We start from the raw sequence: 17,007 nt of genomic DNA on the forward strand, positions 1-17,007 counted from the left end.
ATTCGATGAAAGACATGTTGCGGAAGAAGGTCGCGCCGCTGCTGGTGGCGCTCGCGGCCGTCGCGGCCCTGCTGTTCGGTAGTGCGATGGCGGCCGACGCGGGCATCCCGCCCCCGAACCCCATCGCTTCCGACAAGGCGGCGAAGGCGTGTCTGAAATACAGCAGCCTGCGGAACAAAGTCGTCTGCATCGCCAGGAGCCAGATTGGTGTGCGTGAGCGAGGCACCACCAAGCGGAAGGCGGACAACTGCCAGAAGTACTTCCGCGACTTCGGCTCGGACCTGAACTGCGACGACGACGACGAAGGCCAGTGGTGCACCGCTTTCGCGAGCTGGGTATGGATGAAAGCGCGCGTGCCGAATCCGCCGGTGACGTTCAGGGTGAGGGAATTCGCGGCTGCGCTCACCAAGGTGAAAAGGCCCAAGCCGGGTGATGTCGCGGTGATCCCGAATCATCACACCGAAATCGTGGTGCAGGTTGACGGGGACTATGTCCACACGGTCAGCGGAAACGTCGGCGACAGCGTGGTGACGGGTGTTCACCGCCTGGGTGCCAGGAAGTACTACCGCATGGGGTCCTGACCCAATGCCGTTCAGACAAGGCCGTCCAGGCAGGCCGGTATCGGGGTCGGCGCAACGCGCCGGGCTCGGTCCGGCTCCTCGCCGCAGCGCTTGAAACAGGCGGCGCATGGGTACTGCGGGATCATGCAGGAACTCCACGTCTCACTCGACGACGCCCAGCTCAGCCCGGCGGCGCAGAAGCTGCAGGAGCCACTCGAAGCCCAGCTGGGCTCGGCGTTGCAGCGCGCCGCCGAGCAGGTCGGACAGGACTACCACGGGGAGAGCGCCGCCGAGGTGGGCGCCCGGTTGCTGGAGGTCGCCAGGTCGAGCCTCCACCCGGACATCGCCGCCGCCTTCCGGCCCGACCCCGCCGAGCTCGACCGGGCGGCCCGCGCGGTCATCGAGACGGCTCGAACCAAACGCGTGTGATTTTCACGAAATGCCCTGATTGTGCAACCGAACCGCTCCACACTGGGGTCCTACCGCCGCAGAAGCCTGGAGGAAGCCGTGGAGCAGCACAAACTCACGATCGACATGAACGAGGCCACGATCGAGCAGCTGCGCGACCACCACTTCGCGCTCTTCGGCCTCCACGCGGTCGCCACGTCCGCGAGCGGCGCCCCGACCATCTGGCTCTCCGTGCACTACCTCGAACGCCATCTCGAGGTCACGTGGCAGGAGACGTACTCGATGTTCACGGCGCGCCACCAGAGCATTGCCCCGAGCACGAAGGTCGTGCCGACGCACAACTACCCGGCGCCGCTGGGCAGCGTGCTGACGGTCGCCGGCAACGACGGCGCCGGCATCGTCACGCCGGGCGGACCGGCCGGCCACCTGGAGATCGACAACACCGGGCGGGTCGAGCTGGGCGCCGGCCTGTGCATCCACGACACGCACGGCATGTACCAGCCGGTCGGCATCTTCGACCTGATCGACGTGGACCTGTTCCAGCCGGTGCCGAAGGTCGCGTTCTTCTTCTCGCCGATCCCGCACATGGCCGGCGAGGTCGCGACGCGGGCGCTCGGCCCCGGCATCATGCTGGACTACGCCAAGTCGCCCGACCGCAGCTTCAGCGTCGAGTACGACCTGCACGACGGCTGGTCGGTCCAGAACCGCCCGTACGCCCAGCCGATCGCCGCCAACGAGCCGCTCAACCCGTTGCTGCTGGTGCGCTCATCGGCGCTGCAGGCCCTCGCCATGCAGCGCCAGCGCGCCGCCGCCGCCGCCTCGTCACCCATCAGGCGCTGATCGAGCGGTCAGCCCCGGCACAACCCGGTCAGACGTTGAGCACCCAGTCGACGCGGTGCGCCTCCGTCGGGTCGGGCGTCTCCCAGCGGCCGACCATCCGCCGCACGACCCCGTCCGGCACCGGCCGCGACCGGGCCCGGTTGCGCCGCCGCACCACCTCGGGCGGCGCCTCGACGCTGACGATCTCGACCCGGCCGCCGTAGTCGGCGACCAGCCCGATGCAGCGGGCGCGCAGCTGGCGGGTCAGGTTCGTCGCGTTCCAGACGAACGGCGTGCCCGCCCGCAGCAGCGTCTTGGCCTGGTCGGTCGCCGCGGCGATCACCGGGCCCTGGTCGTCGGTGGGCCCGACGCGCAGCCGCTCGCGCCAGTCGTCGAGGCTGACGACCTGCACGCCCGGCCGGTTGACCGCGATCCAGTGGTCCTTGCCGGACCCAGGCAGCCCTGACATGACCGTCACGGTGACCTTGGTGTCGTCGTACGCCTCGTAGTCCGCGAGCCGCGCAGGGTTGCGGAAGTAGGTGAACCGGGCGTGCTCCGACGGGAAGCGCCGGGGCCGGTCCAGGCAGCCGTCGTCCTCCGCGTACTGCAGGAAGAGCGCGACGTTGTCGAGCATCCCGCCGGCGTCGGCGCACACCCGCCCGAGGATGTCGGCGGTGGCGAGCAGCCCGAGGTCGTCGTTGCGGGCCAGCAGGCTCACCCGGTGGATGATCCGGTCGAGGTCGCCGGCGGGCCGCTCCAGGGCCCAGAACGGCACCTGGTGGTGGCGGATCAGCGCGGCCACGTGCTCCCGCCAGGCGATCGGCACGCCGGCCTCCCACAGCACCTGCCGGGCGATCAGGTCGCCGCGGCGCGAGTGCCCGTGCGCGGTGATCCGGCCGCCGTCCTCGACCTGCGTGCAGTAGGGCTTGGCGGCGTCGTGCAGCAGGACCGCGGCGAACAGGCGGACCCGCTCGTCCGCGGGGCGCTCGCGCCAGGCGGGCAGCGCGGCCAGGGCCTCGCACGCCAGCCGCGTGTGCGTGGCGGCATCACCCTCGGCGTGGTGGACGGCGTCCTGCGGCACCCCGTCGAGCCGGCGCACCCAGTCGAACTCCGCGTGGATGCCGGACCACGGCACTGTCCACGCCGGCCCGGCCGGGCACAGCCGCTCGAACGCGTTCACGACCGCACCCGGTTGGCCACGATCGGGCGGTCCTGCCAGTGGCTGCCGGAGTCCAGGATCGCGGTGTGGAAGCTGGGCCGCACCCACTTGTAGCGGCCGAGCACCGCGCCGTCCGCCTCGAGCTTCAGGTACAGGCCCTCCATGTCCTCGGACATGTCGGTCTCCTTGACGACCTGGTCGGGGTCGGCGCCACCGGCCACGGCAGCCGCCCGCAGCGCGTCGCGCCACCCCGGGGTGCGGCAGGTCGAGGGCCCGACGAGCGCCGTCAGCTCGGCGAGTTTGCCGAAGCTTCCGGTGTACAGCACGGGCACGGAGCTGACCGGCTGCCCGTCCAGCAGCTCGCGGCGCCGATCGGTGGCCAGGAACTGCTCCGTGACCCGGTCGAAGATGTCGAACTCGCAGAAGTGGTGCGGCAGCGCGTCGTAGAAGACGGTGTGTTTGGCGTACAGCCATTCGCCGTACATGACGTAGCGGTCGGTGAGGACCGGCTGGAGCTGGTGCCGCACGGTCGCGGCCCACGCCTTCAGCGGCCCGAACTGCTTCTCGCGCGGGCCGCCGGTGAGGTAGTGGCCGCGGGACTGCAGCAGCAGCCGGCCGGTGTCGTCGAAGCTGACCGCGCAGTTGGCGCCGTCGAGCTTCTCCTCCACGACCAGCGGCTGGCCGGCGAGCTGCGCGAAGGGAACCTGGGCCAGGTCGTGGTCGCCCGGCTGCAGGCGGGATCCCTGCAGATGGGGTGTTCTCGGGTACTTGCGCAGCACCTGACCGTTGTAACGAACTCCGTCCACCCTGGACAGCGGTTTTTGCTCGGGTGGAGGAAAGGGTGCTGCGCCTTCCGCGCGTCAGGTTCGCCCTCAACGATCGGCATGACAGTGTTTTGCCCGAATCGGTTGCCCGGAGACACCCATCCGGGCAATTTTGGGAGGATTTGTGAACCGGAAGACCGTGAAGGGGCTCGTCCTCTTCACCGCGGCGGCGACGGCCCTGGCCGTTGCCCCGGCCGGCGGCGCCTCGGCGGCGCCCGCAGCGGACTCGGCAGGGGCCGCGAAGATCACCTGGGGGCAGTGTGCGAGCCCTGGCCTGCAGCGCCGCGGCGCCGAGTGTGGCCTGCTCGACGTCCCGCTCGACTACAGCAAGCCGAACGGCAAGAAGATCCAGATCGCCGTCTCGCGGATCAAGGCCAAGGTCGCCGCGAAGGACTACCAGGGCATCATGCTGGTCAACCCGGGCGGCCCCGGTGGCTCCGGCCTGACCCTGTCGGTGCTGGGCGAGTTCGTCCCCAACGGCGCCGGCGAAGCCTACGACTGGATCGGCTTCGACCCGCGCGGGGTCGGCTCCAGCGTTCCGGCCCTGTCCTGCGACAACGACTACTTCAACGGTCCGCGGCCCGAGTACATCCCGTGGAACCAGAGCATCGAGAAGACCTGGCTCACCCGGTCCAAGAACTACGCCAAGGCCTGCGGTCAGGCCGGCGGCGCGCTGCTGGACCACATGACCACGGTCGACTCGGTCAACGACATGGAGTCGATCCGCAAGTCGCTCGGCGCCAGCCAGATCAACTTCTACGGCTTCTCCTACGGCACGTACCTCGGCCAGGTCTACGGCACCCTCTACCCGCAGAAGGTGCGCCGCATGGTGCTCGACGGCAACGTCGACGTGCGCAAGGTCTGGTACCAGGCGAACCTCGACCAGGACGTCGCCTTCGAGCGCAACGAGCGCATCTGGTTCGACTGGGTCGCCAAGTACGACTCGGTCTACCACCTGGGCAAGACCGGCACCGAGGTGCAGCTGCGCTGGTACGCCGAGCAGAACAAGCTGCGCAGCACACCGGCCGGCGGCGTGGTCGGCCCCGACGAGTTCGCCGACATCTTCCTGTACGCCGGCTACTACCAGTCGACGTGGCTGGAGCTGGCCGAGGCGTTCGCCGGCTGGGCCAACGACCGCGACACCGACCTCATCGTCGCGGCGTACGAGAACTACGTCGCCCCCGGCGACGACAACGGCTACGCGGTCTACAACGCGGTGCAGTGCACCGACACCCAGTGGCCGCAGAGCTGGAGCACCTGGGAGCGCGACAACTGGCGCACGTTCCTCAAGGCACCCTTCATGACCTGGAACAACGCCTGGTACAACGCGCCGTGCCTCTTCTGGCCCGGCAAGGTGTCCAAGCCGGTCAAGGTCGACGGCTCGAAGGTCAAGAGCGTGCTGTTCGTCGGCACGACGCTGGACGCGGCCACGCCGTTCGAGGGCAGCCTCGAGGCGCGGCGCCGCTTCCCGAACGGCTCGCTCCTCGCCGAGGTCGGCCAGACCACGCACGCCAACTCGCTCAACGGCAACGAGTGCGTGGACAACGCGATCGCCGACTACCTCGCGACCGGCAAGCTGCCGCAGCGCAAGGCCGGCGACAAGGCCGACGCCACGTGCGAGGCGCTCCCGCAGCCCGACCCGACCGCGGCGTCGCTGCAGGCGAAGTCGCTGCGGGCGGACAGCCTCACGCGCGAGCCGCTGTACCCCGTGCACCACTAGATCCAGCAACGCGAAGCGGGGCCTCCGATCGGAGGCCCCGCTTTGTTTGTGCGCCTACTGCTGGACGATGAACTCGACCCGGCGGTTGATCGCCTTCGCCGCGTCGCTGGTGTCGGGCACCTTCGGGCGGGACTCGCCGAAGCCCTTGGACGTCATCCGCTCCGCGGCGATGCCCAGCGAGACCAGCGTGTCGAGGACCGTCCTGGCCCGGGCCTCGCTCAGCCCCTGGTTGCGCGCCTCGGTGCCGGTGCTGTCCGTGTGCCCCTCGATGCTGATGCGGATGCTGGGGTTGGCCTTGAGGATGGACGCGACGTTCGCCACGACCGCCTGGCCCTGCGGGGTCAGCGTCGCGCTGTCGTTCTCGAACTCGACCGTCGGCAGCGCCACCAGCTGGGTCTGCACCTGCTCGGCCTTCGCCTCGCCGATCGCCAGCTCGTTGCGCACGATGCCGGTCACGTCCCGGGCGGCGACCTCCGCCCGGTCCTTGACCTCCTGCGACGCCACCGTGCCGGTCAGGGTCACGGTGCCGCCCTGCAGGTCCACGACGCCGGCCTTGGTGTCCTTGCCGAGCGCGGTGAGCACCGGCGCGAGCGCGGCGAGCTTGACGCCGTCGCTGCTGCGCTTGGCGTCGACGGTCAGCTCGTCCAGCACGTTCTCGGCGCCGAACGCCGCCTTCGCCGCGTCACCGAGCGCCGACTTCGCCGCGGCGTCGGACACGGTGCCGGTCAGCGTGACCTTGCCCGCGTCCACGAGCAGCTTCACCGCGACCGGCGCGGGCGGCACCTCGACCTTCGGCGGCGCGATGACCGTCACGACCCGTACCCCCTCGACCGCGCGGGCCACGTCCTCGGCCTTCTGCCGCTCGTCGGCGGAGTCGACGCGGACCGTTCCGTCCCGCCCGGTGAACGACACCTCGGCGTCGATCCCCGCGTTGCTCAGGGCGACCTTCGTGTGGTCGGTCAGGACGTTCTCGATGTGGTGCCGGAACGGCACCTCCATGCCGCCCACGAGCGCGGCCAGCCCGACCACGCCGACCACGATCGGCACGAACGGGTTGACCCTGCGCAGCTCGTGCCGTACGGTCGTGGTCTTCGTCGAGCCCGCCATCAGGAGGCGGACCCGGCGTCGCCGCCCGCGACGGGCTTCGCGGTGGGCTCACGACCGGCGATCAGCCAGTCGGTCAGCGCCTTGAACGCCTCCTCCTCGCCGTCGGCGAGCAGCCGCGCCTGCCTGGCCCACGTGACGATGCTCGGCGCGAACCGCAGGTCGGCCGCCTCGATCGCGGTGCGCAGGGTGTCCACGTCGGACTCGGCGAGTTTCGCGTACGTGCGGATGCCGACGGCGACGAGCGCGGCCGACATCTTCGGGCCGATCCCTTCGATGCGCTGCAGGTCGTCCGGCGGCCCGTCGTCGACCACCGCGGCCGCGACGACCGGCTCCGGCTCGACGACCGGCTCCGGCTCGACGGCCGTGACCGGCTCGGGCTCGACGACCGGCTCCGGCTCGACGGCCGTGACCGGCTCGGGCTCGACGGCCGCGACCGGCTCGGGCTCGACCACCGGCTCGGGCTCGGGCTCGGGCTCGACGGCCACGACCGGCTCGGGCTCCGGCTCGGCTGCGGTCTCCGCGACGGGCTCGGGCTCGGCGACCGGCTCGGGCTCCGCGACCGGCTCCGGCTCGACGATCGGCTCGGGCTCGGTGGCGAGCGCGACCTCGGCCGGCGCCTCCGCGGGCGCCGTGACCTGGGATGCCGCGGTGACCTCGGGCGCCGGCGCCGCGGCGGCCGGCTTCGCGGTGGGCTCGCGACCGGCGATCAGCCAGTCGGTCAGCTCCTTGAAGCCCGCCTCGTCGCCGTCGGCGAGCAGCCGCGCCTGGCGGCCCCACGAGCCGATGCTCGGGGCGAACCGCAGGTTGGCGTTGGCGAGCGCATCCTCCAAAGTGGACCGCTCGGCGTCGGCGAGGGCCGCGAACGTGGTGATGCCGGCCGCTTTCAGCGCCGCGGCGATCTTCGGTCCGATGCCTTCGATCCTGGCGAGGTCGTCCTCGGCCTTCGGCGCGTCAGCCGCCTCGGGCCCGGCGTCTGCCACCGGTACCGCAGCGAACGCCGACTCGACGTCGGCGACGAGCTCGTCGTCGACCTCGACGTCCACAGTGGCCGGTGCGGGCTCCGCGGGCGCCTCGGCGACCGGCTCGGCCTCCGCGACGGGCTCGGGTTCTGCGACAGGCTCGGGTTCCGCGACCGCGACCGGCTCGGGCTCGGGTTCCGCGACGGCGACCGCGACCGGCGCCGGGTCCTCGACGACCGGTTCGGCGGCGGCGGGCTCGGCCGGCAACGACTCGGCCGGCGTCGCCGCGACGAGCGGCTGCACGGTGGAGGGTGTGGTGGTGGATTCCTGGGTACGGATCCGGCGCACCTGACGGCCCCACCAGAGGTAGCCGACGAGCAGGCCGAGCAGGAACGCGACGATGATGAACAACAGTGACTGGTTGATGAACCAGGTCACGACGGGCCTCCGGGGGAAAGTGACCGACGCGTGAAGGGGGAAGTTTGCGCGCAGCCTTCCATACCTCGATGCTCGGCAACAGGGCCGGAAAGACGGCACGACCTGCCGGTTCTGTCTGTTCGCCCACACGGTGCCCGGCGCGCCCCGTCGCCACGCGACGTATTTGCGCAGATGGGAGGCCGTGTGACGGGCGGTGATATCCGGTACGGGGAAAAATCCGTGCAACCGTTGGTGTGGTGCCGATGGAAAGCTTGGTGCTGAAGCTCACGACATGGCGGGTGAACTGGAGGTCGACGGAGCATGGGCAAGACGACACGGGTCCTGACGCTGGCAGCGGTCGCGGCTGCGGCGGGTGGGGTGGCGTGGGCGCTGCGTGACCTTCCGGCCCAGCTGGGCGCCCAGGCGTCCGGTGCGCGGGCGGAGCGGATGCGGCGCTCCCCGCAGTACGGCGACGGCAGGTTCGTCAATCCCGTACCGCGCGAGGCACTGCCGGACGGCGCGATGGCCGGCGCGCTGCGCGAGCTGATCTTCGGTCAGCAGCCGCGGCGGCCGAAAGGGGTGATCCCGGTGGTGAAACCGGCGTTCCCCGCGAAGCAGGACGGCGACCTGCACGTCACCTGGTTGGGGCACTCCACGGCGCTCGCCGAGGTGGAGGGCGTCCGGGTGCTGTTCGACCCGGTGTGGAGCGAGCGGTGCGCGCCGACGTCGTTCATCGGGCCGAAGCGGCTGCACCCGATGCCACTGGGCATCGGGGAGCTGCCCAGGATCGACGCGATCGTGATCTCGCACGACCACTACGACCACCTGGACCTGGCCTCGATCAAGGCGCTCGCGCGTTCCCAGCAGGCGCCGTTCCTGGTACCGCTGGGCGTCGGTGCGCACCTGGAGCGGTGGGGCGTGCCGCTGGCCCGGATCATCGAGCTGGACTGGGACGAGTCGTTCGCGGTCCGGCACGTCACGCTGACCGCCACGGCGGCGCGGCATTTCTCCGGCCGCCGGTTCAGCCGGGACGGCACGCTGTGGGCGTCGTGGGCGGTCAAAGGCGAGCGGCGCGGCGTGTTCTACACGGGCGACTCCGGCTACTGGGGCGGTTACAAGGAGATCGGCGAGCAGCACGGGCCGTTCGACGTGTCGCTGATCCAGGTCGGCGCGTACGGCGACGCCTGGCCCGATATCCACATGAAGCCCGAGGACGGGGCGAGCGCGCACCTGGACGTGCGGGCCGGGGTGCTGATCCCGCTGCACTGGTGCACGTTCAACCTGGCCGTGCACGCGTGGTCGGAGCCGGTCGAGCGGCTGCTGGACGAGGCCGCCGCGCGCGACATCACGCTGGCGGTCCCCCGGCCAGGTGACCGGCTCAACATCGATGCGTTGCCGGCAGTTGAACCGTGGTGGCGCGCCATTGCGTAACAGTTAAAAGGCCAGGTCAGGGCACGTGTCAGGGCACACATGCCAGGACCCGGCAAAAGGCTGGCGGACGGACCCCCTCCCGACGTACTGTATCGATACAGAAGGAACTGGATCGATACAGTGAAGGGAGGACCTGACCCGTGAAGGCCACGTTGCAGACCATCGCCGACGAGCTCGGCGTGTCCCGCAGCACGGTGTCCAACGCCTACAGCCGGCCGGATCAGCTCTCCCCGGAGCTGCGCGCCAGGATCCTCTCGGCGGCGCAGCGGCTGGGCTACGCGGGCCCCAACCCGACGGCACGCTCGCTGCGCAGCGGCAAGGTCAACGCGATCGGCGTACTGCTGACCGACAACCTGTCGATGGCGTTCACCGATCCCTACGCGGTGGCCTACCTGCGCGGACTCGCGGAGGCGGCCTCGGCGCGGGAGACCTCGCTGCTGCTGCTCAACCTGCCCAAGGACGAGGCGGCCGGCCGGCGCGTCATCAGCAACGCCGCCGTCGACGCCTTCTGCCTCTACTGCGTGCCCGACTGGCACTCGGCGCTGGAGCTCGTCCGCTCCCGCGGCGTGCCGATCGTGATCGGCGAGGACCCGCAGGCATTCGGGCCGGACGCGAGCTACGTCGGCATCGACGAGCGCGCCGCGGCCCGACGGCTGGGCGAGCACGTCGCCAACCTCGGCCACCGCGACATCGCGGTGGTGGCGCACTGGATCGTCGACGACGGCGTGACCAGCCAGGTCCACGCCGACCTCGCCGACCTGCGCTACTACGTGACCGGCGAGCGGGTCCGCGGCTTCCGCGACGCGTTGCTGGCCGCCGGGGTGCCGTGGGAGCGGGTCGTGCTGATCAACGCGGCGGCCAACCAGCGCGAGGAGGGCACTGAGGCCGCCGCCCACGCGCTCGACCGGCTCGACCGGGCGACCGCGATCCTGTGCACCTCCGACGTCCTGGCCCTCGGCGTGCTCGACGCGCTGCGGGTGCGGGGCCTGCAGGCCGGCCGGGACGTCTCGGTCACCGGCTTCGACGACATCCCGGAGGCGGAAGCCGCCGGCCTCACCACGATCCGCCAGCCGAGCGTCGAGCGCGGCAGGCTCGCGGGCGAGCTTCTGCTCGACCCGCCCGAAGACCCGGCGCTGCGTCGCCTGACGCTGCCCGTATCCCTGGTGGTCAGGTCGACCACCGGACCGAACACTGCCAAGGAGAAGTCATGACCCCGATCGCCCTGATCATGTCGCTGGAAGCCGTCCGCCTGGAGGCCAACTCGGCCATGCCGAACGCCCCCGTCGTCGACGACCACCGCCGCGACTCGGCCAGCATGGCCAAGATGCGCAACTTCACCGCCCGCACGCTGCGCCGCGCGGCCGACCGAGTCGAGCCCACGCCGGCCCTCACCTACGGGTAATGCGGTAACGCGACACCAAGAGCGCCGGGGCGACCTCCGCCCCGGCGCTCTTCGCTGTCCCGGCCGGGAATACTAGCCATGGCTATAGTAGCCATGTACATTATTGGGCATGAGCGGTCCTACGCCCGGGTTCCTGGTCTGGCGGCTGTCGATGAAGTGGCGGGTGGCCGTCGACCGGGCGCTCGCGCCGGTCGGGCTCACCCATGCGCAGTATTCGCTGCTGGCCAGCCTGCTCGGCCTGGAGCGGCCCAGCCAGCGACGGCTCGCCGACCACACCGGGCTCGAACCGCTCTACGTCTCCAAGCTCGCCCGGACCCTCGAGGCCGCCGGACTGCTCGACCGGCTGCCCGACCCCGCCGACACGCGCGCCGTGCAGCTGGTGTTGACGGCGCGGGGGCGGGAGGTCACCGCTCAGGCCGTCGGCATCGTGCGGGAGCTGATGGAGCAGCTGCTCGCGCCGCTGGACCAGGGGCGGCGGGAGGCGTTCGTCGAGGACCTGCACGCCCTGCTGGACACCACGTTCTGACCCTGAACCCGAAGGAGTGCGCCATGAGCACAGCACCGACGACCCTCAACGGCCGGATCATCGGCGAGGCCGAGCGCAGCACGCGCGCCGTGCTCGAGCTGCTGCTGGCCCGGACCAGCACATCGTTCGAGCAGTGGGTCGCGCTGAATCTCACCGGCACCGAATCCGTCACGCGAGACGCGTTGGTGGCGAGGATGGCGAGCGGGCTGCGGGCCGACCCCGCGACTGTCGCGGCCGTCGTCGACGCAGCGGTGCGGGCCGGCCTGCTGACCGGGGACATCGCGCTGACCGCGGAGGGGCGGCGGCGGTTCGAGGACATCCGCGCCGGCATCGACGCGATCACCGCCCGGCTCTACGGCGGCCTCAGCGAGGAGGAGCTGGCCACCGCCGGGCGGGTGTTGCTGCTGGTCACCGACCGCGCGAAGACCGAGCTGGCCGCGGCTTAGGGGCTCGGCCTAGGAGCTCATGGCCGCCGCGCGCGGCGCGCCCACCTTGGCAATGATCTCGGCCAGGACGCGCTCGGCCGCGTCGTGCGGGACCTGGCAGGTGCCGGCCGCGAGGTGGCCGCCGCCGCCGTACTCGAGCATCACCGAGCCGATGTCGGTCGGGGAGGTGCGGTCCAGGATCGATCTGCCCACGGCGAAGACGGTGTTGAGCCTCTGCTTGCCCCAGATGACGTGGACGGAGACCCGGGCCGCGGGGTACAGGGCGTACACCATGAAACGGTTGCCGGCGTAGATCACCTCTTCGTCGCGCAGGTCGACGACGACCACGTCGCCCTCGACGTGGCTGACGCGGCGCAGCTGGTCGACGAAGAGCTCCTGCTGCTCGCGGAACAGCTCGGCCCGCTCGGCCACGTCCGGCAGCGTCAGGATCTCCTCGACGTCCTGGTGGTCGATGCAGGCGTCGATGAGCTGCATCATCAGCTGGTAGTTGGAGATCCTGAACTGGCGGAAGCGGCCCAGTCCGGTCCGGCTGTCCATGAGGAAGTTCATCAGCGTCCAGCCGACCGGCTGCAGAATGTCCGCGATGTCGTACTGGGCGGAGTCGGCCTTGTCGACCGCCTCCATCAGCTCGTCGGAGACGGTCGGGAAGCGCTCGGCGCCGCCGAAGTGGTCGTAGATGACGCGGGCCGCCGACGGGGCCTCCGCGTCGATGATGTGGTTGGCGCGGTCACCGGTGTTGCGCAAGGTCTCCGAGTGGTGATGGTCGAAGACAAGGTGGGCGCCCGGCGCGTACGGCAGGTTTGTCAGGATGTCGCCCGGCCCGATCTCGACGGTGCCGTCCTGAACGTCCTTGGGGTGCACGAAGGTGATGTCCCCGATGAGGTCCAGGTGACGCAGCAGGACGGCGCACACCAGGCCGTCGAAGTCGCTGCGCGTCACGAGTCGGTACTTCACTTCGGATCCCCTCACCCTGCGCCGGCCGGTCGACAGTTGCCCTATCGGCCGGCCGGGCGCGGATGTGAGGTTCTTACAGTATCGACAGGTGTACGTGGTTCGTGTGGTCGCTGGACGGGTCCCCGCCGACGCCGCTGTAGTGGTGCCAGCCGACCGCCGGCGTCCACACCTGCTTGAACCAGATGACGTACATGACGCCGAGCCGGTCCGCGTTCTTGACGAAGTAGGTCGCCAGGTTGGCCCCGTAGACCTTGTCCTCGCCGGCGGCGACCCCGCCGAAGCCGGACTTGGCCTGCACCGAGAAGTCGCACGCGCGGCCCTTCGGGTGCTCGTACGGCCCGCTCGGCCGGTAGCACGAGACGAACCGCTTGAACCCGGCCGCCTGCGCCTGCCGCATCGCGTGCAGGGTGCGCTGGGTGAGGCAGCCCGAGGTGGTGGGGTCATCCATCTTGCAGGACTCCGACGACCAGCCGCCGCTCGCGTTGCGCGGCGAGGGCTGGGCGAGGGGCAGGTTGGCGGAGACGAAGCCGTTGCTCGGGCCGCCCGCCTGGGCCAGCCCCTTCTCGGCTTCCTTCTTCTTCGCGGCCATCACCGCGACCTGCTCCTGCTGGAGCTTGACCTCAGCCTCGAGGGCCTCCTTCTGCGCCTTCTGGTCTCTCTGGAGCTGGTTGAGCTCACGCAGCAGGTTGTCGTTGTGGTGGGCGATCTCGTCGATCGAGCCGGCCCGCTCGGCGAACCCGGTCGGGCTGCCCGAGTCCATCAGCGCCATGAACGTGGTCAGCGGCCCCGTCCGGTACGCCGCGACGGCGATCGCGGACACCTGCTCGGTGACCCGGGCGAGGTCGGCCTCGGTCGTGGCGAGCTTGGCGGTCAGCTCGGCCTGGTGCTTGATCGAGGCGTCGTACTTGTCCTTCGCCTCGATCCAGGCACGGGTGCTCTGGTCGAGGACCTGCGCGAGGGTCGCGTTGGACCCCTCGTCGCCGGTGTCGTCTCCCGGCTCGGCGGCGGCCGGCATGGCGGCCATCCCGAGCAGGACGGCGGCCGTCATCAGGACGGCGAGCATCCGCCGACCGGGATGTCGTGAAGACATCTGGCTCGTTGTTCCTTCCGTCGGCCGCCGACCGGGTTAGCTGACGGGTTCGGGACGGAACGATCCCTACCGCGGTCACCCGCAGATTCACCCCAGTTACGGTTGGGTCCCCGATTCGCCGGTGTCGAGCCGGCGATTAGGCGGCAGTCGCGTCCGGCACCGCGGGGGGCGGTGCCCTGTCGGACGAGACCGAAGGCCAGCCTACTCAGGGCGATCAGCCCGCGCAGCGCACGGCTTGTCCGCCGCTGTGACCCACCTCGCGACACGGTGGCATCTCAGCAGGTCGCCTAAGTCGGGGGAAAGAAAAACACGTGACGCAAATCACGAAATCATTTGGTCGTTTGCGGTAATACCCCGCCTGACCTGGTTGTTCTCCGCAACTCGCCGATCGCGCACCGTCACCATCGAACCGGCTCCCGCCCGTGCCGGCGCCGCCCGGGCACGGCAGCTTAGGGAAACCGTAAAGGTTGTTCATTATTCGATGTTGTTCGCTGCTCCGGCCGGGCCCGCCTGGTCGGATGGGCGTACAGCAGTCGATGTGAACGGAAGTGATCTGGTGTCCAGAGTGCGCCTGTTGGCGATGCTCGCCGCGACCGCAGTCGCCGGTGGGGTCGTCGCGGTCTTCAACATGCTGCCCGCGTCGGCGGCCAGCTGCGCGGCCGCGTGGCAGTCGTCGGCGGTCTACACCGGCGGCGCGACCGTGTCCCACAACGGCCGCAACTTCCTCGCCAAGTGGTGGACGCAGAACGAGGCGCCGCCCGGGACCAGCGGGGTCTGGCAGGACCAGGGCGCGTGCGGCGGGAGCACCCCGCAGCCGCCGACGCAGACCGGGTCCGCCGGCGGGTGCAGCTTCCCGGCGTGGGTGCAGGGGCGCAACTACGTCACCGGCGACATCGTGAAGTTCACCGACGGCAAGTACTACATCGCCGAGCACGACAACCCGGGGTACAGCCCGACGATCAGCACCTGGTACTGGGATCCGTACACCTGCAACGGGGGAGGCGGGAGCACGACGCCGCCGCCGAACAACCCGACCACCAACCCGCCGTCGAACGGGGCGTTCGTGGTCAGCGAGGCGCAGTTCAACCAGATGTTCCCGAACAGGAACCCGTTCTACACGTACAACGGCCTGGTCGCGGCACTGAACGCGTACCCGGCGTTCGCGAAGACCGGCAGCGACGCCACCCGCAAGCAGGAGGCGGCGGCGTTCCTCGCGAACGTGAACCACGAGACCGGCGGGCTGGTGCACATCGTCGAGCAGAACACCGCGAACTACCCGCACTACTGCGACCTGAGCCAGCCGTACGGGTGCCCCGCCGGGCAGGCCGCCTACTACGGCCGCGGGCCGATCCAGCTCAGCTGGAACTTCAACTACAAGGCCGCCGGTGACGCCCTCGGCATCGACCTGCTGCGCAACCCGAACCTGGTGCAGACCGACCCGGCGGTCGCGATGAAGACCGCGCTCTGGTACTGGAACACGCAGAGCGGCCCGGGCACCATGACCCCGCACAACGCGATGGTCAACGGCGCCGGGTTCGGCGAGACGATCCGCAGCATCAACGGCAGCCTCGAGTGCGGCGGCCGGAACCCGGCGCAGGTGCAGAGCCGGGTGGCGGCGTACCAGCGCTTCGTCGGCATCCTCGGGGTGGGGGTCGGGCCGGGCTCGCTGAGCTGCTGAACGCGCGCTGACGCGCAAGGACCAGAAGGGCGTCCCGGGGAGTGGGGCGCCCTTCTTGCTGCCAGCTCCCCGGCAGCCGTGCGCTATCCGATTGCCGAGCCTTGTTCGATTGTCGAGCTTTGGCTGATTACCGCGCTTTGGCTGATTGCCGCGCGCAGCAGCCGGTGCAGCCGCGCGGCCCGGGCCGGGTGCCCGTGTGACGCCCACGCCACCAGCCCCGTGAGGTGCGCGGCGAAGTCCGGATGCCCGTCGCGGTTCGCCGCGTCGAGGCCGTCGCGGGCCGCGTTGTGCAGCACCGCGCGCAGCCGGTCGTAGTCGGCCCGCGGGACCGCCGGCCGCTCGTTGACCACCAGCCCGGCGAGCCGCTGCCGGTCACCGCGCCCGCGCACCCGGGTCTTCGCCGGGTTGACTCGGAACCCCTCGTCGGCCACGACCGCGGTCACCGCCGCCACCAGCCGCGCCGGCTGCCACAGCGGGCCGGAGAACGCCAGGTCGTCGGCGTAGCGGCCGTACGTCGCGCCGAACCTGGCGGCGAGGCCGGTGAGGCGCCGGTCCAGCCGGAACGTGACCAGGTTCGCCAGGGCGGGCGAGGTCGGCGCGCCCTGCGGCAGGTGCGGCGTGCGGTGCTCGATGCGCCGCGACACGGCGTGCGGGGTCGCGGTGGTGCACAGCGCAGTCAGGGCGTGCGCGACCGGCTCCGGGTAGCCGGCGGTGCGCCACAGCCCGTACACCCGGCCGGCGGTGACACTGGAGAAGTATCCGCGCAGGTCCAGCCGCACCACGGTCGCCTGCCCGGCGTGCGCCGCGGCGAACGTGTGCACCGAGCGCCCCGGGACGAACCCGTGCGCGGCCGGGTGCACCGGCAACGGCCCGAGCAGCTCGTCCAGCACGCGGCGCTGCATCGCCTTGAGCCGGGATTTGGGCGCCTCGACGAGTCTGTCGCCGATCCAGGTGTACGAGTAGTGCCGCACCCTCTGGTCGCCGTGCCTGCGGTTGATCCCGCGACGGTCGGCGAACCAGTCCAGCTCGTCCGGGGTCACGTCGAGAAACTCCGCGAGCGCGGCCAGGTCGTCGATGCGCGGGGAGTCCCACCGCTGCCGGACGGTGCGGGTCGCGGTCGCCCGCCACACCCGGATCGGCTGGCGGGACGGCACGCTGATGAGCTCGGCCAGCTCGCGGGGCCGGTCCGCGGGCGCCTCCGGGTAGGCCCGCAGGACGGCCGTGACGACCGGGCCGAGCCACCGCGGCCGGCGGCCCAGCACCTCGCGGCCCACCTCGAGCAGCGGGCCCCGCGCCCACTCGACAGTCAGGAAGGCGTCGGCGAGCGCGCCGGCGACGACGCGGGCAGCGTGCCCCGACGAGTCCCGGTCGTGCCTGCGCCGAGTCGCGCGAAGCGCGGAGGCGCGCCGGCGATGCGCTGCCGTGCTCAATCCTGCGTCCCCGGGGTTACCCCGGAGCGACCATCGCTGGTCTGCTCGGGACACGCTGCCACCCGGCCACGATAGCC

The 17,007-nt window shown here is 70.9% G+C and carries 17 protein-coding genes and 1 riboswitch; of the genes, 10 read left to right on the forward strand and 7 right to left on the reverse strand.

The window, feature by feature from the left end:
- The 3 genes from AB0H83_RS40105 to AB0H83_RS40115 all read left to right on the forward strand — a co-directional run.
- The coding region (locus AB0H83_RS40105) for a CHAP domain-containing protein (protein ID WP_360105016.1) at positions 1-581 on the forward strand (581 nt) is incomplete at its 5' end.
- A gap of 123 nt (positions 582-704) precedes the next feature.
- A complete protein-coding gene (locus AB0H83_RS40110; RefSeq protein ID WP_360105019.1) occupies positions 705-989 on the forward strand; it encodes a hypothetical protein in 285 nt (94 codons plus the stop codon).
- Between the two features lie 78 nt (positions 990-1,067).
- On the forward strand, positions 1,068-1,808 hold the full coding sequence (locus tag AB0H83_RS40115) for a hypothetical protein (RefSeq protein WP_360105022.1): 741 nt from the start codon (positions 1,068-1,070) through the stop codon (positions 1,806-1,808).
- 28 nt (positions 1,809-1,836) lie between these two features.
- Here AB0H83_RS40115 and AB0H83_RS40120 read toward each other — a convergent pair whose 3' ends face one another.
- Together AB0H83_RS40120 and AB0H83_RS40125 are read right to left on the reverse strand one after the other, a co-directional pair.
- Positions 1,837-2,967 (reverse strand): AAA family ATPase, encoded by a 1,131-nt coding sequence (locus AB0H83_RS40120; protein ID WP_360105026.1) that lies wholly within the window; start codon positions 2,965-2,967, stop codon positions 1,837-1,839.
- Positions 2,964-3,725 (reverse strand): RNA ligase family protein, encoded by a 762-nt coding sequence (locus AB0H83_RS40125; RefSeq protein WP_360105029.1) that lies wholly within the window; start codon positions 3,723-3,725, stop codon positions 2,964-2,966. The genes AB0H83_RS40120 and AB0H83_RS40125 overlap by 4 nt, the downstream gene beginning before the upstream one ends.
- A gap of 169 nt (positions 3,726-3,894) precedes the next feature.
- On the opposite strand from AB0H83_RS40125, the gene AB0H83_RS40130 reads away from it, so the two are divergent.
- Positions 3,895-5,490 (forward strand): alpha/beta hydrolase, encoded by a 1,596-nt coding sequence (locus AB0H83_RS40130; protein WP_360105032.1) that lies wholly within the window; start codon positions 3,895-3,897, stop codon positions 5,488-5,490.
- Between the two features lie 54 nt (positions 5,491-5,544).
- Here AB0H83_RS40130 and AB0H83_RS40135 read toward each other — a convergent pair whose 3' ends face one another.
- Together AB0H83_RS40135 and AB0H83_RS40140 are read right to left on the reverse strand one after the other, a co-directional pair.
- Positions 5,545-6,597: an OmpA family protein gene (locus AB0H83_RS40135; RefSeq protein ID WP_360105035.1), complete on the reverse strand. Its 1,053-nt coding sequence runs from the start codon at positions 6,595-6,597 to the stop codon at positions 5,545-5,547.
- Entirely contained in the window at positions 6,597-7,994 is a 1,398-nt protein-coding gene (locus AB0H83_RS40140) for a helix-hairpin-helix domain-containing protein (RefSeq protein WP_360105038.1), read from the reverse strand. Before AB0H83_RS40140 ends, AB0H83_RS40135 begins: the two co-directional genes overlap by 1 nt.
- Positions 7,995-8,294: 300 nt before the next feature.
- Here AB0H83_RS40140 and AB0H83_RS40145 point away from each other — a divergent pair, with 300 nt between their 5' ends.
- From AB0H83_RS40145 to AB0H83_RS40165, 5 genes are all read left to right on the forward strand, one after another.
- Complete coding sequence (locus AB0H83_RS40145; protein WP_360105041.1) at positions 8,295-9,404, forward strand: MBL fold metallo-hydrolase; 1,110 nt, start codon at positions 8,295-8,297, stop codon at positions 9,402-9,404.
- Positions 9,405-9,544: 140 nt separating this feature from the next.
- On the forward strand, positions 9,545-10,615 hold the full coding sequence (locus AB0H83_RS40150; protein ID WP_360105044.1) for a LacI family DNA-binding transcriptional regulator: 1,071 nt from the start codon (positions 9,545-9,547) through the stop codon (positions 10,613-10,615).
- A complete protein-coding gene (locus AB0H83_RS40155) occupies positions 10,612-10,806 on the forward strand; it encodes a hypothetical protein (RefSeq protein ID WP_360105047.1) in 195 nt (64 codons plus the stop codon). Before AB0H83_RS40150 ends, AB0H83_RS40155 begins: the two co-directional genes overlap by 4 nt.
- A 109-nt stretch (positions 10,807-10,915) precedes the next feature.
- On the forward strand, positions 10,916-11,332 hold the full coding sequence (locus AB0H83_RS40160) for a MarR family winged helix-turn-helix transcriptional regulator (protein ID WP_360105050.1): 417 nt from the start codon (positions 10,916-10,918) through the stop codon (positions 11,330-11,332).
- 23 nt (positions 11,333-11,355) lie between these two features.
- Entirely contained in the window at positions 11,356-11,778 is a 423-nt protein-coding gene (locus AB0H83_RS40165; protein WP_360105053.1) for a hypothetical protein, read from the forward strand.
- A gap of 9 nt (positions 11,779-11,787) precedes the next feature.
- Here AB0H83_RS40165 and AB0H83_RS40170 read toward each other — a convergent pair whose 3' ends face one another.
- Both AB0H83_RS40170 and AB0H83_RS40175 read right to left on the reverse strand, forming a co-directional pair.
- Positions 11,788-12,732, reverse strand: coding sequence for an exopolyphosphatase (locus AB0H83_RS40170; protein WP_360105056.1), 945 nt, complete (start codon positions 12,730-12,732; stop codon positions 11,788-11,790).
- A 73-nt stretch (positions 12,733-12,805) separates the two neighbouring features.
- A complete protein-coding gene (locus tag AB0H83_RS40175) occupies positions 12,806-13,795 on the reverse strand; it encodes a hypothetical protein (protein ID WP_360105059.1) in 990 nt (329 codons plus the stop codon).
- A gap of 36 nt (positions 13,796-13,831) precedes the next feature.
- Positions 13,832-13,975, reverse strand: a riboswitch (cyclic di-AMP (ydaO/yuaA leader).
- 403 nt (positions 13,976-14,378) lie between these two features.
- On the opposite strand from AB0H83_RS40175, the gene AB0H83_RS40180 reads away from it, so the two are divergent.
- Positions 14,379-15,500, forward strand: a complete 1,122-nt coding sequence (locus AB0H83_RS40180; protein ID WP_360105062.1) for a glycoside hydrolase family 19 protein — start codon at positions 14,379-14,381, stop codon at positions 15,498-15,500.
- Positions 15,501-15,583: 83 nt separating this feature from the next.
- Here AB0H83_RS40180 and AB0H83_RS40185 read toward each other — a convergent pair whose 3' ends face one another.
- The gene (locus AB0H83_RS40185) at positions 15,584-16,930 is read right to left on the reverse strand and encodes a reverse transcriptase family protein (RefSeq protein WP_360105065.1); all 1,347 of its coding nucleotides are present in this window, start codon (positions 16,928-16,930) and stop codon (positions 15,584-15,586) included.
- Positions 16,931-17,007: the final 77 nt, after the last annotated feature.

The sequence above is a fragment of the Dactylosporangium sp. NPDC050688 genome, from assembly GCF_040654515.1.
Lineage (GTDB): Bacteria > Actinomycetota > Actinomycetes > Mycobacteriales > Micromonosporaceae > Dactylosporangium.